The organism is Nocardioides jejuensis (genome assembly GCF_004337475.1).
GTDB lineage: Bacteria > Actinomycetota > Actinomycetes > Propionibacteriales > Nocardioidaceae > Nocardioides > Nocardioides jejuensis.
In genome coordinates, this window is record NZ_SJZJ01000023.1 from 38,011 (window position 1) to 61,474 (window position 23,464).

At 69.8% G+C, this 23,464-nt stretch carries 19 protein-coding genes; 5 read left to right on the plus strand and 14 right to left on the minus strand.

The genetic code is table 11. The annotated features are described in order from the left end of the window. Positions 1-26 precede the first annotated feature (26 nt). Positions 27-473, plus strand: a complete 447-nt coding sequence (locus EPD65_RS12905; protein WP_243640584.1) for a metallopeptidase family protein — start codon at positions 27-29, stop codon at positions 471-473. A gap of 18 nt (positions 474-491) precedes the next feature. Here the strand turns inward: EPD65_RS12905 and EPD65_RS12910 are convergent, their stop codons facing one another. From EPD65_RS12910 to EPD65_RS12920, 3 genes are all read right to left on the minus strand, one after another. Next, on the minus strand, positions 492-1,877 hold the full coding sequence (locus tag EPD65_RS12910; protein WP_131584786.1) for a DUF5719 family protein: 1,386 nt from the start codon (positions 1,875-1,877) through the stop codon (positions 492-494). Beyond that, positions 1,874-4,690: a glycosyltransferase family 2 protein gene (locus EPD65_RS12915; RefSeq protein ID WP_131584788.1), complete on the minus strand. Its 2,817-nt coding sequence runs from the start codon at positions 4,688-4,690 to the stop codon at positions 1,874-1,876. Before EPD65_RS12915 ends, EPD65_RS12910 begins: the two co-directional genes overlap by 4 nt. A gap of 88 nt (positions 4,691-4,778) precedes the next feature. Continuing rightward, positions 4,779-5,033 (minus strand): WhiB family transcriptional regulator, encoded by a 255-nt coding sequence (locus EPD65_RS12920; protein ID WP_131584790.1) that lies wholly within the window; start codon positions 5,031-5,033, stop codon positions 4,779-4,781. A 257-nt stretch (positions 5,034-5,290) separates the two neighbouring features. Here EPD65_RS12920 and EPD65_RS12925 point away from each other — a divergent pair, with 257 nt between their 5' ends. Continuing rightward, positions 5,291-6,052, plus strand: a complete 762-nt coding sequence (locus EPD65_RS12925) for a DUF3105 domain-containing protein (protein WP_243640585.1) — start codon at positions 5,291-5,293, stop codon at positions 6,050-6,052. A gap of 124 nt (positions 6,053-6,176) precedes the next feature. Here the strand turns inward: EPD65_RS12925 and EPD65_RS12930 are convergent, their stop codons facing one another. After that, a complete protein-coding gene (locus EPD65_RS12930; RefSeq protein ID WP_131584794.1) occupies positions 6,177-7,262 on the minus strand; it encodes a mannose-1-phosphate guanylyltransferase in 1,086 nt (361 codons plus the stop codon). Between the two features lie 70 nt (positions 7,263-7,332). On the opposite strand from EPD65_RS12930, the gene EPD65_RS12935 reads away from it, so the two are divergent. Further along, entirely contained in the window at positions 7,333-8,052 is a 720-nt protein-coding gene (locus EPD65_RS12935) for a TIGR03089 family protein (protein ID WP_131584795.1), read from the plus strand. A gap of 4 nt (positions 8,053-8,056) precedes the next feature. Here EPD65_RS12935 and EPD65_RS12940 read toward each other — a convergent pair whose 3' ends face one another. The 9 genes from EPD65_RS12940 to EPD65_RS12980 form a co-directional block, all read right to left on the minus strand. After that, on the minus strand, positions 8,057-10,882 hold the full coding sequence (locus EPD65_RS12940; RefSeq protein WP_131584797.1) for an FG-GAP-like repeat-containing protein: 2,826 nt from the start codon (positions 10,880-10,882) through the stop codon (positions 8,057-8,059). A gap of 194 nt (positions 10,883-11,076) precedes the next feature. Further along, the gene (locus EPD65_RS12945; protein ID WP_131584799.1) at positions 11,077-11,859 is read right to left on the minus strand and encodes an ABC transporter ATP-binding protein; all 783 of its coding nucleotides are present in this window, start codon (positions 11,857-11,859) and stop codon (positions 11,077-11,079) included. Beyond that, the gene (locus EPD65_RS12950; protein ID WP_131584801.1) at positions 11,859-12,734 is read right to left on the minus strand and encodes an ABC transporter permease; all 876 of its coding nucleotides are present in this window, start codon (positions 12,732-12,734) and stop codon (positions 11,859-11,861) included. The genes EPD65_RS12945 and EPD65_RS12950 overlap by 1 nt, the downstream gene beginning before the upstream one ends. Then, positions 12,731-14,710, minus strand: a complete 1,980-nt coding sequence (locus EPD65_RS12955) for a glycosyltransferase (protein ID WP_131584802.1) — start codon at positions 14,708-14,710, stop codon at positions 12,731-12,733. The genes EPD65_RS12950 and EPD65_RS12955 overlap by 4 nt, the downstream gene beginning before the upstream one ends. Then, the gene (glf, locus tag EPD65_RS12960; RefSeq protein ID WP_207891547.1) at positions 14,710-15,897 is read right to left on the minus strand and encodes a UDP-galactopyranose mutase; all 1,188 of its coding nucleotides are present in this window, start codon (positions 15,895-15,897) and stop codon (positions 14,710-14,712) included. The genes EPD65_RS12955 and glf overlap by 1 nt, the downstream gene beginning before the upstream one ends. A 47-nt stretch (positions 15,898-15,944) precedes the next feature. Next, positions 15,945-16,877 carry a glycosyltransferase gene (locus EPD65_RS12965; RefSeq protein ID WP_243640586.1) on the minus strand — a complete coding sequence of 311 codons (933 nt, stop codon included), beginning with the start codon at positions 16,875-16,877 and terminating at the stop codon, positions 15,945-15,947. Next, positions 16,874-17,809, minus strand: coding sequence for a glycosyltransferase family 2 protein (locus tag EPD65_RS12970; protein WP_131584805.1), 936 nt, complete (start codon positions 17,807-17,809; stop codon positions 16,874-16,876). The genes EPD65_RS12965 and EPD65_RS12970 overlap by 4 nt, the downstream gene beginning before the upstream one ends. 26 nt (positions 17,810-17,835) lie before the next feature. Then, positions 17,836-19,296 carry an LCP family protein gene (locus EPD65_RS12975; protein ID WP_131584807.1) on the minus strand — a complete coding sequence of 487 codons (1,461 nt, stop codon included), beginning with the start codon at positions 19,294-19,296 and terminating at the stop codon, positions 17,836-17,838. A gap of 94 nt (positions 19,297-19,390) precedes the next feature. Next, positions 19,391-19,900 carry an acyl-CoA thioesterase gene (locus tag EPD65_RS12980; RefSeq protein ID WP_131584808.1) on the minus strand — a complete coding sequence of 170 codons (510 nt, stop codon included), beginning with the start codon at positions 19,898-19,900 and terminating at the stop codon, positions 19,391-19,393. 42 nt (positions 19,901-19,942) lie between these two features. On the opposite strand from EPD65_RS12980, the gene EPD65_RS12985 reads away from it, so the two are divergent. Together EPD65_RS12985 and EPD65_RS12990 are read left to right on the plus strand one after the other, a co-directional pair. Then, positions 19,943-21,178, plus strand: coding sequence for an LCP family protein (locus EPD65_RS12985; RefSeq protein ID WP_131584810.1), 1,236 nt, complete (start codon positions 19,943-19,945; stop codon positions 21,176-21,178). Between the two features lie 129 nt (positions 21,179-21,307). Further along, the gene (locus EPD65_RS12990) at positions 21,308-22,168 is read left to right on the plus strand and encodes an endonuclease domain-containing protein (protein ID WP_131584811.1); all 861 of its coding nucleotides are present in this window, start codon (positions 21,308-21,310) and stop codon (positions 22,166-22,168) included. 72 nt (positions 22,169-22,240) lie between these two features. On the opposite strand, the gene EPD65_RS12995 is transcribed toward EPD65_RS12990, so the two are convergent. Then, on the minus strand, positions 22,241-23,410 hold the full coding sequence (locus EPD65_RS12995) for an acyl-CoA dehydrogenase family protein (RefSeq protein WP_243640587.1): 1,170 nt from the start codon (positions 23,408-23,410) through the stop codon (positions 22,241-22,243). Positions 23,411-23,464 lie beyond the last annotated feature (54 nt).

The window sequence follows — 23,464 nt, forward strand, 5'->3', positions numbered from 1 at the left end:
GAGGCTCGCCCAGATAGGGTGCGGCCGTGGCTACGAGACATCGTCGGGACCGGCGCGGACGCGGCATGCGCGGCCCCGGCGTCCTGCCCGCGTGGGCCGGCGGTGTGCGCTCGATCCCGGCGCGGCCAACGCGCCGTGAGCGGTTCGACGACCTGGTGCTCGCGATCGCCGATGCGATCGACGCCCGGTGGCAGCGCGAGCTGCAGGCCGTCGGCACCCTCGAGTACGCCGTGGAGGACACGCCGCTCCTGCCCGAGGGCTGGGCGCACGACACCACTCCCCTCGCCTCGATGGTCCGGGGCGGCCCGGGACGGCCGCACCGCCTGGTCCTCTTCCGGCGTCCGATCGAGCACCGTGCTCCCGAGCGCGAGGACCTCGAGGCCCTCGTTCTCACGCTAGTGGTCGAAAACGTCGCCGAGCTCCTCGACCTGCCGGCCGAGGACATCGACCCGCGCTACCAGCCCGGCGACTGACCCGCGACTGACCCGCGACTAGCGCGGCGGCCAGGCCGGACGGACCGCAGGCACCAGCAGCTCGGTGGCGACGGCGCGGAGCGGCAGGAGTGCGGCGCCGTCCTTCGTCTGCGTGCGAACGACGGCGGCGACCGGTGCGTCCGCGTCGAGCGTGACCAGGTGCGCGTGCTTGGGAGCAGGAACCGCGAGCGTGGTGCCGGCGTTCAGCTGGACCGTCGTCTCCTGGCCGCTGTCCCACCGGACGGTGACCTTGCCTCCGGTCTCCCCCGCGGTGAGGACGAGGGTCGGCGCCCCGACGTCGGGCACGACGGAGGAGAGCAGACCGGTGCGCAGCTGGATGGCCGGGTGGTGGACCAGGTCGCCGGCCACGGTGGCGCGCAGCCCCGCTGCGACCGGGACGGTGGAGCGCACGATCAGCGAGGTGTCCTCGCTCCCGGTGACCTTCGCGAGCGCCTTGGTCAGGTCCGTCACGACGACCCGCCCTGCGGGGACCCGGATCTCGGCGACTCCGCTCGGGGCGAACGTGCTGCGCCCGCCAGCGATCGCGAGCGTCACCTGTGCCTCGCTGTGACCGGGGTTGACCAGCGTCAGCACGCGCGACGACGCCTTCCTGGTCAGGCCGGGCAGGACCTGGACGAGCGACGGCGACGCGCCGGCCGGCAGCGCATCCGTGCGGAGCGCCTCGCCGACCTTGCCGAACTCGTCACGCACGGACGCCGCCAGGCGTCCACGCGAGACGACGACCCGGACGGCCAGCTCGTGGGCGTCGGGAGCCAGCGACTCGAGGGCGAGCGTCGACACCTTCCCGCCGCTGATGGTCAGCCCACGCGACTCGATGTCCTGCAGCTCGCCGTCGGTCGACCAGATCGTGATGTCGGCGACCGCCGGGCCGCCGTCGGGGTTGGCCAGGGTCAGCGTCGACAGGTGCGAAGCACCCGACCCCGCGCCCACGAACCAGCGGACGCCACCCGGCGCCGCACACTCACGTGCGGACGGTCGCGGCTCGCCGAGCCGTGCCCCGGTGAGCCCGGGAGCCAGGCCACCCTCGGCGTGCAGGAGCACGCCCTCCGGCGAGTCGATCGTGCGACTGCCACCGACCTGCAGCGGCACCGCGGTCCGCGTGGAGGTGCCGGGCCTGCGCTGCGTGAGGGACCCTGCGTCCGTGCTGGTCGAGGCCGAGGCGATCCGGATCGAGCCGCGGTCGGACGCCGGGCAGAACAGGTCGGCCGACGTCAACGCGTGCGTCGTCGGCTCGTAGCGCGCGGTGTCGTGCTGCGTGTCGGCGGGAGCCTGGACGAGGAGCGCGAGCAGCGTGATCGCGGGCGCGCCAACGGCGATCGCGGTGGCCGGACGGACCTTGCGGGCGTTGCTCAGGGCAACGCGACGGCCGGGGAAGTCGTTCACGCGTCCTCCTCCTGTCGCGTCGGGCCACACAGGACGGCGACGACGAGAATCGCCAGGAGCTGGAGGGTCACCAGCACCCGGTGCCACCACGGGTCCTGGCCCGCCACCGCGTCACCCGCGGCGGACTTCTCCAGCTGCCAGGCGCGCGTGCGCGGGTCGGGCGCGCTCGCCTGGGTCAGGCCGTCGGCTGCGTCGAGCCCGGCGGCGACCTGGGCCGAGGCGGGCGTCGGCAGCAGGACGTAGTCGATGCCCTCGGCCGTCAAGGTGTCGAGGATCTGCGGCGTGGCACGGGAGACGAGCGAGCGGACCGCCCGGTCGAGGCGCTGGTCAGGGCCGGTCAGCGCGAGGACCTCGTCCTCACCGAGCGTGATCCCGGAGCCACGGTGGACCTCCCAGGTGATCCCCTTGTGGGCGTCGCCGCGGATCACCAGGACACCGTGCCCGCGTCCTTCGTCGGCCGCCTGCACCATGTACGCCGGGACGTCGGTGCCCGGGGGCCGGTCCAGCTCGTTGTCGCCGTCGAAGGCCCACCAGCCGAGGCCGACGACCGGCCCGAGGACCGCGACGAGCGCGATCAGGCCACCCACAACGAACCGCCAGTCCTGCGAGTGGACGCCGGTGCGCTTCGGGCGCAGGCCCTGGGCAGCCAGGACGGCGGCGCACACGAGCGCGCCCTGGATCACCACGACGAGGAAGCCGAGGCCCGGCCGGACCGGACCGGCCGGCAGCGAAACCGTGACGTGGCTGAGGATCGCGGCCACCACGGCGGCGACGGCCACGAGGATCCAGCAGGCCAGCACGGGCACACGGGTGCGTGCCCGGACGAGCGCCGCCAGACCGGGCACGAGCAGCAGGAGCCCGGCCCAGATCGGCGCGCCCAGGCCACCGACCCGGCCGGAGATGAGGTCGATCGCGGCCGGCGTCGGCGAGAGCCGACCGGCCTCGAGGAAGAGCGCCGCCGGGTCGTGGCCGATCATGCCCACCGCGCCCGGCAGCATGAGCGCCGCCGGGACCAGGAGCACGACGACGAGCGGGAGCCAGACGTCACGCGACGCGACGACGTCGCGCGCCAGGAGGAAGCCCAGGCCGAGGAGCACGGCGACGCCGAGCAGCGCGACCAGCCAGGCGGACGGCGTGAACGCCGTGAGCAGCGCGAGCATCGCGCCACCGCGCCAGGCGGCACGCCAGCGACGGTCGGCCGAGGTCTCGAAGAGACCGGTCACGACGTGGGCGAACCACGGCAGCAGCACGGCCGAGGCGACGATGCCGAAACGGCCCTGGCCCCACGCGCCCGAGGCGACGGGGACAGCGGCGTAGGCGATGGCGCCCCAGACCGCGACCGTGGTGTCGACGCGCCCGGTGACCAGCTCACAGACCGCACGGAGGAAGCGCCACGCTCCCCAGCCGGCGAACGGCACGGCGATCAGGAAGAGCACCGAGACGGCGACCGTCGGCGAGCCGAACAGCAGGGTCGCCACGAGCGCGAGCGGCAGGACGTAACCCGGCGCTGGCGCATCGGTGCCCTGACCGAGCTGGTGCCAGCCGTCGAGCGCGAGGTGCCACCAGTCGCCGGCCGCGGCGGGGGCCGGGCTCAGCGCGCCTCCGGCGATCGGCCCGAAGGCGACCCGTGCGGCCCAGAGGCCGAGGATCGCCGCTGCGGTGATCGCGAGGGCGAGCGGGCTGGTGAAGTAGCGGGCCACGAGGCCGGTGTCGTCGGCGAGCTCGTCCTCGTCGACGGGTGCGGGCGCGGGGAGGCCCAGGCGCTCGGCACGCGCGGCACGTCGGCGTTCGGCCGCGTCGCGACCCTGCAGCGCAACGGCGGACGCGAAGTCGGTGACGGTGTCGAGCCCGTGGCGATACGGCAACCACCACGGCGGCCGGAGCCCGGAGGTGGTGGCCACCGCAGCCGGGAGCTGTCGGCGGCGCCGGAGGATCGCCGGGAGATGACCGAGCGTGTTGAGCAGCGCCGCGAACTCGTCGCCGGCGTGGCCGGGCTGGCGCGCCAGGAGGTAGCCCAGCGCACGGAGCACGGTGCCGACGAGCAGGCGCAGGAGGCCGGGCAGGAACCACTTCTCGCGATTGACCAGCAGCGTGTAGAGCGCCGCCTCACGCTCGTAGCGGTGCGTGCGGGTCCGGCGTCCGGACAGCGCGCTCCGACGTACGCCGCGGTGGGCGGCCTCCGCGTGGAACACGACGGCCGAGGGCACCACGACGGTGCGGAGACCGGCCCGCGCGGCCCGCCAGCCGAAGTCGATGTCGTTGCCGTAGAGCGGGAGGTGACGGTCGAAGCCGTCGAGAGACTCGAGCGCGTCGCGGCGTACGAGCATGCCGGCGGTGTTGACGGCGAGGACCTCACGGACCTTGTCGTGCTGACCCTGGTCGTACTCGCCACGCTCGAGGCCGGTCTCGCGCCGGCCGGTGGCCGAGAGCGACACACCGAGCTCGAGCAGGCGGGACAGCGAGGGCCACTCGCGGAGCTTCGGGCCGGCGATGGCGGCGTCGTGCCGGGTCGCGGTCGCGAGCAGCTCGGCCAGCGCGGTGGGCGCCGGGTTCGCGTCGTCGTGCAGGATCCAGACCCACTCGGTGGTGACCTCCGGAAGCAGCCGGGCGATCGCCTCCGGGAAGGAGCACTCCTCCTCGCGAACCGCGTCCGCGCCGAGGGCCTCGCGCAGGAGGTCGGCGGAGTCGTCGCTGCTGCCGGTGTCGATGGCCAGGACGTGGTCGGGCTGCCGGGTCTGGCCGGCCAGCCCCTCGAGGACGGCCGGAAGCCAGCGGGCTCCGTCGTGGCTGACCAGAAGGGCGGTGACTGTCACGCAAGGGACCCTAACGGGTGAAGGGGTGAGGGAGAACGCGAAGACGGGGGCCCGATGGACCCCCGTCGTTCTCGATGATGACGCTGCTTCAGACTGCGCGCTTCTTCAGCTTGCGGCGCTCCCGCTCGGAGAGACCACCCCAGATGCCGAAGCGCTCGTCGTTGCCGAGTGCGTATTCGAGGCAGTCGCCCTGCACCTCGCAGGTGTGACAGACCTTCTTCGCCTCGCGGGTGGAACCACCCTTCTCCGGGAAGAACGCCTCCGGGTCGGTCTGCGCGCACAGAGCGCGCTCCTGCCACCCGATCTCCTCGACGTCGGAGTCAAGCAAGTACAGCTCACGCATGGGAACCCCCTTTTGTGTCGACCCTGAAAACTGCTGGCCCCATGTGTCCCTTGGCCTGGTGTCCCACACAACTTCCCCGCTGTGAACGACACTATGGGAATTACATGCCTGTCATGCACGGGAAGTCAAGCCCGGTTCTGCTATACGTCCGTCCAGTGATTCGCGTCTCGGCCCCACCCGTAGACTCCCCTCGACTCCTGCGGCGGCACGTCGCGGACGACCGACGACTGACACCCTACGAAAGGTGCCGAAGAGCCGTGGCCAGCTCCTCCTCCGACCGACGCGCCGCTGTCGACAAGATCCGTCGCGACGCGAAGCGCAGCGACCAGCGTCAGGGTCGGGTCATCCTCACCGTCGCCGTCATGATCGCGCTCCTCATCGTGGGCGGCGCCGCCTTCAAGCCGGTCAAGGACTGGTGGGACCTGCGCTCGCTCAACGGCGTGCAGCTTGCGGACATCGGCGCCAAGGCCAGCGTCTGCGGCCCGCGCTCGTTCAAGGCCGCCCAGGGCGACCAGAAGCACGTCGACCCCGGCACCTTCGTCGACTACTCCGCCGAGCCGTCGCCGCCGGCGTTCGGCGAGCACGAGCTGTACCCGGACACGATCCGCCGCAAGCTCTACACCGAGAAGGACCGCCCCCGCGTGGAGATGCTGGTCCACAACCTCGAGCACGGCTACACGATCCTCTGGTACGACGACACGATCGCCAAGGACGGCAAGCAGATGGACGACCTCCGCGGCATCGCGGAGAAGTTCCAGGGCACCGATGACTTCCGCCTGAAGATCAAGCTCGTCCCGTGGCTCAAGGCCGACGGCAAGCCGTTCCCGGCGGGCCAGCACGTCGCGATCACGCACTGGGCGAAGAAGGTCGCCGACGAGGACGAGAAGATCGCTAAGGCCGCCAAGGTCACCGCCGAGGCCGGCGTGTGGGAGTACTGCAGCGCGGTCTCCGGCGACGCCCTGAAGAAGTTCATGACGGCGTACCCGTACTTCAACAGCCCGGAGCCCAGCGCCGCCTGATCCACCGTCGAGACCCGGGTTTTGCCGTAGCGAAACCCGGGTTTTGCCGTCTCCAGACCCGGGTTTTGGCGGATGCGTTCACCAAAACCCGGGTCTCAAGGTGCCAAAACCCGGGTTTCGACGGTCAGACGAGGTCGGTGCGCCCGGCGTCCTTGAGCGCGCTGACGACCGCCTTGACGTCCTGCGCGTGATCCCGGCTCGCCACCAGCACGGCGTCCGGGGTATCCACCACGACGATGTCGTCGAGGCCGAGCACGGCCACGAAGCGGCCCCCACCAGGGATGACCAGGCCCGAGGAGCTGCGCGCGTGGACCAGGCTCTCGTCACCGAGCACGGTCAGCGCGCCCGAGGAGGCGTCCGGGTCGAGCAGGTCGCCGAGCGAGGCGAAGTCGCCGATGTCCTCCCAGTCGAACGCTCCCGGCACGACGGCGATGCGCCCGGCCGCAGCAGCCGGCTCGGCGACCGCGTGGTCCAGGGCGATCTTCGGCAGCGTCGGCCACAGGCGAGCCATCGCCTCTTCTCCCCCGGCCGCGATCGCGCGGAGGTCCGCCGCAAAACCGGGATCGTTCTCCGCGAGGAGGTCGAGCAGCACCGTCGGGCGTACGACGAACATGCCGGCGTTCCACCGGTAGTCGCCGGAGTCGACGTACTGGGTCGCGACGGGAGCCGACGGCTTCTCGACGAACTCCTTCACGTGGAACGCCGGGACGTCCTCCATCGCCTCACCGACGTGGATGTAGCCGAAGCCGGTCGCGGCGTACGTCGGCTCGATGCCGAGCGTGACCAGCCAGCCCGCCTCGGCGGCCGCGATCGCGTCGCGCACGCACGCGCCGAACGCGGCGCCGTCCGGGATGACGTGGTCGGCGGCGAAGGAACCCATCACCGCGTCGGGGTCCTCGCGCTCCAGGAGAGCCGCAGCCAGGCCGATCGCGGCCATCGAGTCGCGCGGCGTCGGCTCGGCGAGGAGATGCGCGTCGGTGACGTCCGGGAGCTGACGGGCGACGGCGGGCAGGTGCGCGGCCCCGGTGACGACCAGGATCCGGTCGTCGGCCAGCGGGCCGAGCCGGTCGACCGTGGCCTGCAGCAGCGAACGTCCCGAGCCGGTCAGGTCGTGCAGGAACTTGGGCGCTCCGGCGCGTGACAGCGGCCAGAGGCGGGTGCCTGCACCGCCGGCGGGGATGACGGCCCAGAAGTGGTCAACCGAAGTCATGCAGCGAAGGTTAGACGTCCCGGGTGTCCTCGGCGGTGTCGGTCCCCCGGCCGGTCCCTAGGCTGGTGCCATGAGCCCTGCTGCCCCGTCCACTTTCGCTGACCTGCTGGGCCGGATCCTCCGCGGGGAGCCGGGCCGTCCGCTGGTCACCTTCTACGACGACGCGACGGGCGAGCGCGCCGAGCTCAGCGGCACGACGTACGCCAACTGGGTCGCGAAGACCTCGTCACTGCTGGTCGAGGAGCTCGACATCGAACGCGGCAGCCGCGTGCTCGTCGACCTGCCGACGCATTGGCTCACGCCCGTGATGATGGGTGCCCTCTGGAATGTCGGGGCCGAGGTGACCAACGATCGCAGCGGCGCGGACCTCGTGGTCTGCGGCCCCCTCCGGAGCCGCCTGGAGACGTACGCCGACGGGCCGGCCCCCGTGCTCGCCTCCGCGCTGCTGCCGATGGGGGTGCGCTTCCGCGAGTCACTGCCGGCGGGCGTCCACGACTTCGGCATCGAGGTCTGGTCGCAGCCCGACGCGTTCGTCCCGTGGGACCCGGCCGACGGCAGCGAGACGCTCTGGCAGGGCTCGACGTGGGCCGACCTCACCACTCCCGGCACCTGGTCGGGTCAGCGGCTGCTGACCACGGTCAACCCGCTGGCCGACCCCGGCGTCCTGCTCCAGCCGCTGATGAGCGGCGGTTCGGTGGTGCTGTGGCGCAACCCCGACCCGACGCGGCTCGAGGTGCTCCGCAGTCAGGAACGCGTGACTGCGGAGCACCTCGTCGTCAAGGAGCCGTGAGCGCTCAGCCCAGCAGGTCGTAGCCCGCGAAGCCAGCGCCCAGGTAGCGGCGCGCGCCGAAGCCGGACGTTGTGCCGGGCAGCATCCAGAGCTGGCCCTTCGAGCTGCGACCGATGATGTCGGGACGACCGTCACCGGTGACGTCGCCGGCACCCATGACGCCGGAGAGGCCGGAGAGGTCGGCGGACAGCGACTTCGGCGTACCGAGGTTGCTGGGGAGCCAGGCCAGCGCACTGCTCGAGAGCACACCCGAGTCGAGCGTGCCGCCGGAGTCCCAGCGACCGAGGTCGATGAGGGAGGTGCCGCTGATCGTCTGGTTGAGGACCACCGAGCGCCCCAGCGAGGCCGCGCCGTTGCCGGGGAAGACGACCAGCTGGCCACCCTTGTCGGCCGTGAGGTCCGGCTTGCCGTCACCAGTCACGTCACCGGCGGCGGTCAGCATCGAGACCGAGTTGAAGTCGCGGGTGTCGATCGTCGTGCCACTGCCGAGCGTGCCGGTGCCCGTGCCGCGGTAGAAGACGAGGTCGCCGTTGGTCTGGCGGGTGATCACGTCGCCCTTGCCGTCGCCGTCCCAGTCACCCACGTTGAGCACGCGGTTGGCGTTGCGGAAGCTCGGGCCGGCGGCGATGGCACGGCCGACGTTGAAGCGACCCGTGTGGGGAACGACGACGAGCGAGTCCCCGGCGAAGCCGACCGCGTCGGGCTCCGGCGTACCGGTGACGGGGGCCGCGGCAACGCTGCTGAGCGATCCGAGGCTGCCGCCCGCCGGGATCAGCTTGCTGAACGCCCCGTTGCCGGTGCCCTGGGCGACGTACGTCGCGCCGTCGGTGCCGCGGACCAGCAGGTCCGGCAGGCCGTCGCCGCTGAGGTCACCGAAGCCGGAGACGACCGGGTAGTTCCAGACGCCCGGGATCTGGGTGCCGCTGCCGATGTGGCCCTGGCCGTCGCCGTCGTAGCGCCAGAAGTGGCCGCTCTTGTCGCGGGCGAGCAGGTCGGGGTGGCCGTCGCCGGTGAGGTCGCCGGTCGCCACCAGCTTGGTCATCGAGCCGAAGCCGTTGCCGATCCCGACCTTGGTGAAGCCGCCCGCACCGTCACCCTTGAAGAGGACGAGCGTTCCGGTGGCGGCGTTGCGGCCGATGATGTCGTTCGTCCAGCCGGCGTTGAATCGTCCGGCGGCCGTGAGCAGGTCGTAGCCGATGAAGATCTTCAGCGGCGTGATCGCCTTGCCGAAGGTGCCATCACCCAGGCCCGGGCGTACGCCGGCGGTGCCGGTGCCGGCCATCCGGACGAACATGTCGGAGCGACCGTCACGGTTCAGGTCGGGCGAGATGAACTTCGTGTCGTACTTCGACCAGCCGGTGCTCTTCGTGATCGGCGAGCCGAAGGAGAGCAGACCACCGGTCGGCAGGACCACGGCCGCACCGTCGCTGGCGCGACGCGCCACCAGGTCGGGCCAGGCCGAGCCGACCAGGTTGGGCACGCGCGGGTTGCCCGCGACGGGGGCGGGGGTGCCGCTGCCGCCGGCCAGCTGGTACTTGCGGGCAGCAACGCGGATGTTGGGGATCTGCGCGTACATGTACTTGCCCGGGCACGCGGTCTGGCCCGCGTCACGGTGGCCGTTGATCGCCTGGAAGTACTTCGAGCCCACCCACTGGCTGGTGTCGTCGGCGGCGATGCCGTACATGGAGAGCTTCCACGCGTAGAGCCGGGCGTAGGCGTCGAGCATCGCGGAGCTCGGCTGCACCTCCTCGAAGTTGCCGATGGCGGAGGCAGCGAACGAGTACGAGTTGTAGCCCTGCGTGTGCGCGCCGACGACGGCCTTGTCGACACCGCCGTAGCGGCCTTCCCAGATCCGGCCGAAACGGTCGATCAGGAAGTTGTAGCCGATGTCGTTCCAGCCCTTGGTCTTCGTGTGATACGCGTAGATGCTCCGCAGGATGCCGGGGACCTCATCCGCGGTGTAGTCGTTGGCGTTGACCGTGTGGTGGATGAAGCCCGCGGCGATGGTGCCGTACTCGACGGTCCCCTTGCGCCAGGACTCGTCGGCACCCCACTGGGCACGCGAGTAGATGGTCGGCCGCGGCACGGTCGTGGACGCCTGCAGCGTGATGTCGCCCTGGTCGGTGGAGAGGGTGGCGTCCTTGTCGACCGCGGACGACTCCCCCGTCGTGATGGCCGGCGCCTGCGTCGTGGTGTCGGCACTCGCACCCGGGCCGACGACCGCCATCTGCAGGTCCGGAGCCTTCACGCCCGGGGCGGTCACGACGCGGGTCTGGACCTCGTCCACATCACCGACGATGAGCGGGTCGGTGCCCGGACGCGCAGCGCGGCCCTCGGGGCTGGCCGGATCCGGGCCCTCGGACTCCTCGTACTTCACCTCGGACCAGTCGGACCATGCGCCGTTCTTGAAGGTGCGGGCCTGGACGGCGATGTCGTTGTCACCGAGCTTCGTCCCTGGCTGCCAGGTCACGCCGACCGTGCCGAAGCCGTCGACCTTGTGCGGCGGCGTCTGCACGACCTCGCCGCCCGTGGGCACGTCGACATGAGCCGGAGCGGCCGCCTTCTCGTCCACGGCGACCGAGGTGATCGTCGCGTCGACCGGAGCGGTCTCGACCCGGGCCTCCGGAGCCGGCGTCGGCACAGCGGGGCGCACTCCCCGCTGGGAGTGCGCCGGGGCCTTGGCGGCCGGGCCGAACTGCGCGGACGCGTCGGGCTGCGTCACGACGTCGAGCGAGATGACGTCGGCCGCGGGGCCGAGGACGGCGAACGCGGTGCCGACGATCAACGCCTGCTGACAGACGGTGACGAAACGGGTCTTGGTAAGGCGCATCAGTGGCTCTCCAGTGCGGGGAAGTGTCACAGGAGCCCCCAGTTTCACAACAGTCACAGCAGTAACGGAAGGGTTCGCGAGTAACTACAATCCTGTAATTTCCAGTCGACACGCCGACCATTTCCAGAAATGTCAAATCATCGGGACATGCAAACGGCCCCCTCCCCGGGTGGGGAGGGGGCCGTCGCTGGGCCTCAGATATCGGCGCCCATCGCGCTCTCGTCGTTGCCGGGATCGTCGTCGCCGTCGTCGTAGTGCAGGTACTTGATGCCGGCCTCGGGCTCGCCGTCGAAGCCCATGCGACCGTTCTCGAGGACGATCACGCGGTCGCACATCCGCGCCACCGAGGCGGCCGAGTGGCTGACGTAGAAGAGCGTGCGACCCGACGTACGGATCTCGTCGATCTTCGCCATGCACTTCTGGCGGAAGGGCTTGTCGCCCACGGCGAGGACCTCGTCAGCGAGGAAGATGTCGGAGTCCACGTGGATCGCGATCGCGAAGCCCAGGCGTGCACCCATGCCCGAGCTGTAGTGGCCGACCTCGCTGTCGATGTGCTTGCCGATGTCGGCGAAGTCGATGATCGAGTCCAGCTTGCGCCGGGTCTCGGCCTCGCTCATGCCGAACACGGCGGCGTTGAGGTAGATGTTCTCGCGGCCGGAGAGCTGCGGGTGGAAGCCGGCGCCGGTGGCGATCAGGCCGGCGATCCGGCCACGCGTGCGCACCGTGCCGCTGTCGGGACGCATGACGCCCTGCACCAGCTTGAGCAGCGTGCTCTTGCCGGATCCGTTGAGACCCATGAGGCCGATGGCCTCGCCCTGCTTGACCTCGAAGCTCACGTCGTCGAGGGCGAGGAAGGTGTCGCGCACCTTGTGGCCCTTCGCAGCAGCCACGGCGACCTGCTTGAGGGTCCGGTGGTACTGCAGGGTGAACTTCTTCGAGACGTTGTCGATCTTGATGGCGACCGTATCGCTGCTCATCAGACGCGCTCCGGAACCTTGTTGACGAGCTGGGAGAAGACCACCTGGCCGATGACGAGGATCACGAGGCCGGTCGCGAGGGCGATCAGGCCGTGCTCCATGAGGTGGTGCGGGAAGTCCTCGTGGAGCACCGTCTCGGGGTCGCTGGTCGTGCCGACCCAGAACGCGCGCTGCATGAGCAGGATGACGTTCGCGAGGGGGTTGGCGAGGTAGGTGTCGATGTGGTTCGGGAAGTTCTCTGCGATCTTCGAGAACGGGTACATCATCGGCACGCTGAAGCGGACGAAGTTCGTCAGGATGCCGACGAGCTGGCCGATGTCGCGGAAGAGCACGTTCGCGACGCTGAAGATCAGGCCGAACCCGGTGGCGACGGTGATCATGATCGCCACGGCCAGCAGGAACGACGCCATGCCGACCCAGTCCGGCGTCCAGCCCGCGAAGAGGCAGACGACGCTCAGGATGAGGACCGCCGGAGCGGAGTTGAACAGCGAGACCACGACGGACGAGACCGGGAACATCTCCAGCGGCAGCGCCATCTTCTTCACGAACGCCTTGTTGCGCACGATCGAGCGCGTGCTGGCGTTGAAGGTCTCGTTGAAGAAGTGGACGCCGATCAGACCCACGAAGACGTGGATCGCGAAGTGCTCCGTGCGGTGGCCCAGGCCCATGACCTTGCCCATGACGAACCAGTAGATGAAGAGCTGGGTCAGGGGGTTGAAGTAGCTCCACAGCAGGCCCAGGAACGACCCCGAGTAGCGGGCGTTGAGCTCGCGGCCGACCAGGAGGCGCAGCAGGTAGCGCTTCCGGGCGACGGCGACGAGGCCCGACTCCCCCGCGGGATCGACCAGGGGCAGCGAGGCGTAGTCGGGCGTCACTGCGCCTCCTCGATGCCGAACGTCCGGGCCCACGCCTCCTGCGACGTGACCTCACCGAGGCCGGCGCGGTACTGCTCGGCCAGCGTCGGCCACTCGCGCAGCAGGCGCTTGTGGATCTCGATCGTCTTCTTCATCGCGGCACGGAACTGCTCCGGGTCACGCTGGTAGAACGCAGCGGACGTGCCGTCGGGCATGGAGACGACGGCAGCGTCGAGGCCCGCCAGGCGGTACCACTTGGCGTCCATCGCGGGCAGCGCCGTCTCCGGGAACTCGCGCGACAGCGGGCGCACGCCCTTGAACTGGCGAACGGCGCCGATCAGCTTCGCCTTGCGCTGCTGCATCGCGCCCGGGATCTCGGCGTCCATGTCGCGCTTCTTCGGCTTGGCACGACGCGGCGCCGGGAAGGCGTCCGGGTCGGCCTTCAGGTCGGCGTCGCGCCACTCCTTGCGCATCTCGCGGATCTCGCCGAGCTTCGTCGGGAGGTCGGCGTGCAGCTTGCCGGGGCCGTCGAGCACGTCGAGGAGCGCCTGGTGGCGCATCTCGACCACGGAGTACTGCATCGACATCAGGTGCATGACCTGGTGCTGGAAGGACTCCGTCACCATCCGGCCACCACGCTTGAACGGCGAGTGGAGCAGCGCCGCCACGAAGCGGTTGCGCTGGTGGAAGTAGGCCTGCCAGTCGAGCGCGTCGTTCTTGTCGGTCCACGGAACGTGCCAGACGGCAGCACCCGGCATCGAGACGGTCGGGAAGCCCGCCGCCTGCGCGCGGACGCCGTACTCGGAGTCGTCCCACTTGATGAAGAGCGGGAGGCCCAGGCCGATGCGCTCCACGACCTCGACCGGGATCAGGCACATGAACCACGGGTTGAAGTCGACGTCGATGCGCTTGTGCAGCCAGCGCGTCGAGCGCAGGTTGCGGGCGCCGAAGTCCCAGTCCGGATGCACGGTCGGGGCCGAGTGCCACCAGAAGCGGTAGCGGTTGATGATCTCGCCGAAGCTGTGCAGCCGCGAGCGGCTGTAGATCGAGAACATGTGGCCGCCGACGATGGTGGGGCGGCGGGCGAGGTCACCGAACGTGACCGCGCGCAAGATCGACTCGGGCTCGCAGATGATGTCGTCGTCGAGGAAGAGGACGTACGCCGACTTGCCGGCGCGCAGCGTCTCGAGCTGCGCCCGGGCGAAACCGCCGGAGCCGCCGAGGTTGGCCTGCTCGATGACGCGGAGCTTGCCCTGCAGCGCCTTCTCGGCCGCCGGGAAGCCGGCGTCGTCGGCGACCTTCTTGGTGCCCTGCTCCATGACCAGGACCTCGTCGAGGAGGCCGAGCACGTCGGCGTCCGCGCCGAGGGACTCCAGCAGCGCGGCACAGAAGTCCGGGCGGTTCATCGTCGTGATGCCGACGGTGGCGGAGCGCGGGGCGACCCGGTCCTCCGGCACCTCGGCCGACCACGTCGCGCCGCTCAGGACAGCGTCGCCCTCACCGGTGATGACGTCGAACCAGTACCAGCCACCGTCCTGGAAGGGAACGAGCGTGAGGTCGAAGGAGACCGTGGTCTCGCCCGCGCCCTCGATGACGGCGTCGTCGACCTTCTGCGAGCGGCCGTTGGCCATCGAGCGGTAGACGATGACGTGCGCCCCGGGACCGGTCAGCGTGACGTCGAGGCGGACGGCGTCCACGATCGTCCAGCGGCGCCAGTAGCCGGCGGCGAAGCCGTTGAAGTACGAGCCGAACGAGAGCTCCTGGCCCTCACGGATCCGCACCGAGTGACGACCGAGCACGTCCTCCACGGCGACCTTCGCACCGGTCGAGGTCGACTGGCGCAGCGCGGCGTTGTTGACGGCCTTGGCGTTCTTGTCGCCGCCGATGGAGTCCTTGTCGGCGTCGAGGACGGCCGGCTCGGGGTCGACGTACAGCGCGAAGACGTCGGGGTCCTTGTCCAGCGGCATGATGAACCGCTGCAGCACACGGGTGGCCATCAGGCGTCCACTCCCCCGGACTTGAACTCGGCGCCGTCCGCGAAGTGCGGCTTCACCTTGTTGTCGTACATCGACAGCGCCGAGGCGATCGCCATGTGCATGTCGAGGTACTTGTAGGTGCCGAGGCGGCCACCGAAGAGCACCATCGGCTCCTTGTTGGCCAGGTCGCGGTACTTGAGCAGCTTCTCGCGGTCCTCGGCGGTGTTGATCGGGTAGTACGGCTCGTCGTCCGCCTCGGCGAAGCGGCTGTACTCGCGCACGACCAGCGTCTTGCCCTTGGTGTACGACGCCTCGCGCTCGGGGTGCAGGTGGCGGAACTCGAGCTCGCGCGTGAAGGGGACCTCGGGGTCGTTGGCGTTGACCACGCCGGTGCCCTGGTAGTCGTCGACCGGCAGGATCTCCTGCTCCAGGTCCACCGTGCGCCACGAGAGGCGACCCTCGGAGTTGCCGAAGTACTCGTCGACCGGACCGGTGTAGACGATCGGGACCTTGCCCTTGAACTCCGCGTTGACCTCGGGGTCGAGGAAGTCGACGTTCAGCCGGACCTCGATGTTGGGGTGGTCGGCCATCCGCTGCAGCCAGGCGGTGTAGCCGTCGACCGGCAGGCCCTCGTACTTGTCGTTGAAGTAGCGGTTGTCGAAGTTGTAGCGGACCGGGAGGCGCGTGATGATCTCCGCGCTCAGCTCCGTCGGGTCCGTCTGCCACTGCTTCGCCGTGTAGCCCTTGATGAACGCCTCGTAGAGCGGGCGGCCGATCAGGGAGATCGCCTTCTCCTCGAGGTTCTTCGCGTCCTCGGTGCTGATCTCGGAGGCCTGCTCCGCGATCAGGGCGCGCGCCTCGTCGGGGGTGTGGCTCTTGCCGAAGAACGAGTTGATCAGCGCCAGGTTCATCGGCAGGGAGTAGACCTGCCCCTTGAACTTGCCGAACACCTTGTGCTGGTAGTTCGTGAAGGCCGTGAACCGGTTGACGTACTCCCAGACCCGCTCGTTGGAGGTGTGGAAGAGGTGCGTGCCGTACTTGTGCACCTCGATGCCGGTCTCCGCGTCGAACTCGGAGTAGGCGTTGCCTCCGATGTGGGGACGCCGCTCGAGGATGAGCACCTTGAGGTCGAGCTCGGCGGCACAGCGCTCTGCGAGCGTCAGGCCGAAGAAGCCGGAGCCGACAACGACGAGATCAGGCTGGGTCACGATTCTCCTGGGGTTCGTCGGCGCTCACACGCCGATCGGGCGTGAGTCTAGCGAGACGGACGCAGTGCGGCCGGGGACGACGCGGGGTCGAGGTGACGCATCTCGCGGGCGGAACGGATGGCCTTGATCACGTTGGCGGCCTCGCCGCGGCCACCCCGCAGCGGGCTGAGCAGCACGACCATGATCATGATCAGCCACGGCTTGAGCCGGACCAGCAGGTTGCTGCCGTAGCGGAAGTGGACGACGAAGAGGTTCCGGTACATGTAGAACCCCTTCCAGCCGTCGAGCGCGTGCTGCTGGTTGAAGTCGAGCTGGCGCACCAGCACCGCGTCACGCAGGCAGACGATCGGGAACCCGGCGGTGCGGGCCCGGATCGCGAAGTCGACGTCGTCGTAGAAGATGAAGAACGACGGGTCGGGCAGGCCGATCGCGGCGATCACGTCGCGCCGGACCATGAACCCCTCGAACGCGACGTTCTCCACCTCGACCTCGGCCGGCATCTCCGCGCGCGTGGCGTAGGTGCTGTCGACGCTGGCCGTCTTGGGCTTGATCGCGAGCGGGTTGTCGAGGTCGAAGCGGATCGCCGCCTTCTCGACCAGACGCCCCTGCAGGTCTTCGCGGACCGCCATCTGGCACGGACCCTGGTGCGCCGCCATCACCTCGAGGAAGTCGGGGGCGGGCACCACGTCGTCGTCCATCAGGAGGATGCGGTCGTGGCCCGCGTCGTACGCCTGGAGCATGCCGAGGTGGAAGCCGCCGGCGCCGCCGAGGTTCTCCCCCGAGGTCGTGATGTGCATCGGCAGGTCGCTGCGGGCGTCGAGGACGGCGCGGGTGTGGTCGGTGCTGGCGTTGTCGATGACGAAGATCGCGTCGGCCGGGCGGGTCTGCGCCGCTAGCCCGTCGAGCATGCCGGTGAGCATGTCGGCACGGTTGAAGGTCACGACGACGACCGCGACGGTCTCGGTGCTGTCCGGGGTCACTGCAGGAACCTCCGGTGCCCCGAGAAGTCGTTGCGTACGCCGGCGCTGATGCCCTCGGCGCTCAGCTTGAGGCGCTTCACGCTCGGCCGGGTGAACGCGTAGAACCAGAGGGTCTTGAGGACGAAGGCAAGCACGAAGACCCAGCCGCGGAAGTCACGCAGGTTGACCACGTTGTTGCGGGCCATGCAGTAGTGCTTGAGGTCGCTCGGCGTGTGGTTGTACGTCGTGCGGCCGAACAGCATCGGCGTGCCGAGGTCGTCCGTGGCCGGGTGCAGGAAGTGCGCGTCGACGACGGTCGCGATCCGCGCGCCGGCCTTCTCGGCGCGCAGGCGGTACTCGTGGTCGTCGCCCCAGATGAAGAACTCCTCACGCGGCAGGCCGATGCGGTCGACCAGCTCACGCGTGACGAGCACGCCGTTGAACGGGATGACGATGTCGTGGAGCAGGCCGTCGTGCTTCGCCGCCTCGGCCTCGGCGTCCGCCATCGCGTGCACCACCTGGGCGCGGCCCGGCAGGCGAATCGGGAAGCAGAGCCGGCTCGGGTCCTGCTCGGCGAGGACAGCGGGCCCCCAGAAGTCGAAGTCGCCGCTGTGCTCCAGGAGCAGGTCGAGCGACCCCGCGACGGGAACGCCGTCGTCGTCCATCAACCAGGCCAGGTCGGCGCCGCGCTCCATCGCGAGCCGCAGGCCCTCGTGGAAGCCACCCGCGCCACCCTTGTTGGAGTCCAGCGTCACCGCGTGGACGGGTACGCCGTCGGGCGCCAGCGCTCCGAGCCACTCCCCCGTGCCGTCGGTCGAGGCGTTGTCCACGACGACGATCTCCGCCAGCTGTGGCGTCGCCCGGAGCACGCCGAGCAGCCGCTGGAGCAGGGCCTGGCGGTTGAACGTCACCACGACCGCCACGATGCGCGGAGCGTCAGGGGTCGGAGTCACGGCGCTCACCCTAGTGCGGGTCGAGGTCAGCAGGCCGACGACAGGTCGGTGCTGTCGTTGGCGGCGTAACCCGTCTCACGCGTACCGATCGAGCCACCGCGCTGCGTCTCGCCGTTGGGGGCTGAGGACGCCGACGGGACGACCGCCTTGCCGGCGGGCTTGCCGGCCTTGCCCTCTGCCTTGTCGATCGCCTGCTTCACCTTGTCGTGGATGAAGCCCATGTCGGGGTGCGCGGTGTCCCTGACGAGCGGCGGGACCAGCGAGAGCGTCGAGATCTTCTGCGAGCGGGCCTTCATCGCCAGCGGCACGAGCGTGGAGAAGTCACCGGTCGGGATGTTGGTCTCGATCATGCCGGAGGTCGCCTTGGCGATCGCACCGAACTTGCGGACCACCGTCTCCGGGCTGACCTGTTGCGAGAGGGCGTTGATCATGCACTTCTGACGCGCCATGCGGGAGTAGTCGTCGGAGTCGTGGCGGGCGCGGGCGTACCAGAGCGCCTCGAAGCCGTTGAGCCGGTAGTAACCGGTCTTGAGGTGCGTGTAGAAGCTGTCGCCGGGGAGGCCGACCGGGATCGGCTCGCGGACGTGCAGCTTCACGCCGCCGACCGCGTTGACCACGTCGCGGAAGCCCTGGAGGTTGACCATCGCCCAGTAGTTGATCTTGAGCCCGGTGATGCCCTCGATCGCCATCACGGTCGCGTCGATGCCGGGGTTGTCCGAGCCCTTGAAGAGGTCGGTGTGGTCACCGGCCCACGTGGAGACACCGTTGAGGTAGCAGGCGTCGCAGTTGAAGCCGTCGGGGAACTGCTTGTCCATGACGGAGCCCGGCGCGAAGTGGAAGTTCTCCATGTTGCGCGGCAGGCCGATGAGGACCGTGCGGCCGGTCTCGGCGTCGACGCTCGCGATCTGCAGCGAGTCGGGACGCATGCCCCAGCGGCTCGCGCCCGAGTCACCGCCGAGCAGCAGGACGTTGTAGCGGCCGTCGTTGGCGTTGCCGTTGCCGCCGTGGCCGGAGAGCTGGAGCAGCGCGTCGCGGCTCACCCCGACGATGTGCGCCCCGAAGAGGAGGGAGCCGGCGACGCAGAACGTGAGGACGGCGTTCATGCCGGTCATCGCGAGGCGGTGGTTCTTGACCAGGGTCAGCGGCTGGCCCAGGCGCCAGGCGTCGACGAGCAGCGCGAACCAGCCGACCGCGCCGGCGATCAGGCCGAGGCGAAGGAGGAGCAGGAAGGACGGGCTGGAGCCGAGCTTGAGCAGGAACGGGTGCCACACCAGGCCGATCAGGCCGAACAGCACGGCGAGCGCGATGAGACAGAGCACGATGCGGAGCGCGATCCGGCCGACCTTGCGGTTGCCAGCGACCAGCTGCGCCGAGCCGGGCAGCACGATCGTCATCGCCATCAGGGTGATCGCGCGGCGGAACCGGATCCGCGCGGCTCGGTCGTGCTCGCGGCTCAGGTGCGACCCGGGGGGAAGGACGGGTGGCATCGGACGGCCTCTCTCATCGAACGGGGAAGTTGCCGACAAGTATCACCAGTCACACGCGTCACGGCGGCCGCGGCGCGCCGGGATGCAGTGGTCGTCAGGACCGGTCGCGCGCCTCGAGGATCTCGGCCTTGGCCGCGAGCCGATGCGCCCGACGGATCTCGGCCTCGCGCTGGCGGCGTACCTCTGCCTCGGTCTCGGGGCGGAACCCCGGGATCTTGCGGGCGTGACCGTTGCCGTCGACCGCGACGAAGACGAGGTACGCCGACGCGACGTGCACCGACGCGTTGGGGGCGTCCCACGGCTCGGCCTCGACCCGGACACCGATCTCCATCGACGACGAGCCGGCCCAGTTGACCTGCGAATAGGTGCGCAGGATGTCGCCGACATGCACCGGTCGGAGGAACGCCATCTCATCCATCGCCGCCGTGACGGCCAGACCGCCGGAGTGACGCTGCGCGACGGCACCCGCCGTGGAGTCGACGAGCTTCATGATCTCGCCACCGTGCACGTTGCCGTGCAGGTTGGCCCGGGTGCGCTCCATCACCATCGCCAGCTCGACGCGTGAGTAGGAGGCGGGCAGGGTTCCCAGCGATGCATCGGTCATGGCAGGTCGTTCCTCATGAGGGGCACGGTAGCGTCTGGCGCCATGGCAGATCGGCGCGAACCACCCAAGCCGGGCACGCCGGAGTATCGCTGGCTGTACGGCGACCCCGACGAGACCCGTGCCACCGACACCGGTGGTGGGAAGAAGCGACCCGTCCCGCAGTCGGACGAGACCCGGGTGATGCCGGTCGTCCTGCCCCCGCAGCGGCCCCGCCAGCAGCGCCAGGCGCCGTCCCGACCGACGGCGTACCGGCCGCCGGCGCCGCCGGCCAGCCCTCCGCGCCGCCCCGTCTCTCCCCCGCCGGGTACGTCGCCCTCGGGGCGCCCGCCGCAGGCGTACCGGAAGCCCCGCAAGGTCAGGCGCTGGATCATCCTGGCGCTCGCGGCCTGGCTGGCTTTCCTCGTGATCACGCCGGTGCTCGCGATGCAGAAGATCGAGAAGGTGGACGCGTTCCCGTCGGGCGACCGACCCGCCGACCAGCCGGGCACGACGTACCTCGTCACCGGATCGGACTCGCGCAAGGGCCTCACGGCGAAGCAGCGCCGACGCCTGCACACCGGTGGCGACGTCGGCCAGCGCACCGACACGATCATGATCCTGCACATCGGCTCCGGCCCGGACCTGCTGATGTCGATCCCCCGCGACTCCCTCGTCGAGGTCCCGGGCCACGGCGTCACGAAGATCAACGCCGCCTTTGCGTACGGCGGACCGAAGCTGCTCACGCAGACGGTCGAGCAGAACACCGGCATCCGCATCGACGACTACGTCGAGATCGGCATGGGCGGCGTCGTGAAGCTCGTCAACGCCGTCGGCGGCATCACCATCTGCCCGACGCAGGACATGGACGACCCGCTCGCCAACCTGCACGTGAAGAAGGGCTGCCAGCACGCCAACGGCCGCAAGGCTCTGGCGTACGCGCGCTCGCGCCACACCTCGGGCCTCGGCGACATCGACCGCGCGAAGCACCAGCGCGAGGTGGTCGGCCAGGTCGGCCACAAGGCCGTCTCGATCTGGTCGGTGCTCAACCCGGTCCGCTACTGGAAGCTCACCCACGCCGGGGCTTCGACGCTGACGGTGTCGAAGGGCACCAGCACGTTCGCACTCGCGCGCTTCGCCCGGGCCATGGCGAGCCCCGACAAGAGCTGCGTCGTCCCCCTCGCCGACCTCGCGGTGCACTGGGACTCCGAGCGCTCGGCACGCATGTTCCGGCTGATCCGGGAGGACAAGACCGACGAGATCGGCAAGAGCCTCTGCACCGACTCGGGCCTGGCGGGCTGAGGGCTGATCTGAACGCTGGTCCGGATCGACACGCCGTACGCGGCGGCGTGTCGGGGCCTGGCCACCGTCCCGATTCGCCCCTGTGGAGAGCCGGACCAGCGGAGCGCAGGTCGGCGTCAGTGTGCAGTGGTGCTCACTGCTTACGAAGCGACCGTCCACCTGGGAGGCATCGCGCCTCGCGGCGAGGTCGTGCGCCTGACGTCGGAGAAGCGGGTCAGGCGGGCACTGGAACGCGGAGTCCTGACCATGCTTCCGGGACGACGCGTCGCGGTGTTCCCGCAGGATCGGGCACATCGTGCGGCGCTCTCGTTCGGCGGCGTCGCGTCGCACGCATCGGCAGCACTGGCACTGGAATGGCCCGTCCTCACCGTCCCGCCCCGGCCACAGATCACCGTCAAGCCCGGCACGCTCTGGCCGGATGATCCGCTCGAGGTGCCCGAGCTCTTCCACCGGCGTTGGGGCCGCGAGGACCACGACGGCTGGCACACCACTGCAGTGCGCACCGTTCTCGATGCCGCGCGTGACCTCGCCTTCGCCGACGCACTGGCCATCACGGACTCGGCCTTGCGTACGGAGGCTCTGGAGCGCGCAGACCTAATGGACGCAGCACGTCGCGTGCATCGTGACGCGGCCAGCCGTGTACACCTCGTCGCTCGCCATGCAGATGCGCGCGCCGCCAACCCCTTCGAGTCCGCGCTCCGGGCACTCTGCATCGAGATCGGTCTCGAGGTCGTTCCCCAGTGGGAGATCGGTCTCGATGGGTTCACCGTCCATGCGGATCTGGCCAATCCACTGATTGGTCTCGTGATCGAGGCCGACTCCTACACGCACCACGGCGCGGACCCCGCGGCGTTCGAGAACGACTGCGAGAGATACGACCTGCTGGTCGCCGCGGGCTGGCGAGTCCTGCGCTTCACCTACGCGCAGGTCACGCAGCGTCCCACGTGGGTCAAGCAGGTCCTGCGCCGCACCATCGCAGGGCAGATCTGAACGCGAAACGGCCCCGACACGCCGTACTGAACGGTGTGTCGGGGCCGCTTGCTGCTGGGATCCGCCCTCGGATCAGCGCGGGATGACGTCGCCCGACTTCAGGAAGCGGGAGATGATCTCCTTCATGATCTCCGAGGTGCCCGCGTAGATCTGCGAGATGCGCAGGTCGGCCCAGGCGCGGGCGACGGGGTACTCGTTCATGTAGCCGTAGCCGCCGTGCAGCTGGAGGCACATGTCGGCGACCTTCTGGGCCCGCTCGGAGCACCAGAGCTTCACCATGGCGGCCGACTCGATGTCGAGCTCGCCCTTGATGTGGCGCTCGATGCACTCGTCGAGGAAGGCACGCGCGACACGGGCTTCGGTGGCGATCTCGGCCAGCTTGAACTTGGTGTTCTGGAACTTGCCGATCGGCTTGCCGAACGCCTGGCGGTTCTCCGTGTACTCGAGCGTCAGGTCGAGCAGGGCCTCCATGGCGGCAACGTTGGAGGTCGCGACGATGAGGCGCTCCTGCGGGAGCTGCATCATCAGCTGGATGAAGCCCTGGCCCTCCTCGGCGCCGAGGAGGTTGCCCTGCGGGACGCGGCAGTCCTCGAAGAAGAGCTCGGAGGTGTCCTGGCCCTTCATGCCGATCTTGTCGAGCACGCGACCACGGCCGAAGCCCGGGGTCTTGGTGTCGACCACGATCAGGGAGATGCCGGACGCGGCCTCCTCCGGGTTCGTCTTCGCGACAACGACGACCACGTCGGCCTGGGCGCCGTTCGTGATGAACGTCTTCGAGCCGTTGATGACGTAGTCGTTGCCGTCCTTGATCGCCTTGGTCTTGACGTTCTGGAGGTCGGAGCCGGTGCCCGGCTCGGTCATCGCGATGGCGGCAACGGCCTCGCCGGAGGCGATCTTCGGCAGCCACTCGGCCTTCAGGGCGTCCGAGCCGTACGCCTCGATGTAGTGGGCCACGATGCCGGAGTGGAGCGACGCGCCCCACGACGAGTCGCCGGCGTACGCCTGCTCCTCGATGAGGATCGCCTCGTGCGCGAACGTGCCGCCACCGCCGCCGTTCTCCTCCTTGATGGAGGTGCAGAGCAGACCGAGGTCACCGGCCTTGTTCCACAGGTCGCGGTCGACCTGCTTGTTGGCGATGAACTTCTCGACGTTCGGCTTCAGCTCCTTCTCGGCGAAGGTGCGCGCGAGGTCACGGAAGTCCTTGAGGTCCTCGTCCATCCAGCGGGACACGGGGCGAGCCATGGGGTCTCCTTGAGACGTAGGGAGTGGGTACACGGTGTACCCCGACCACGGAAT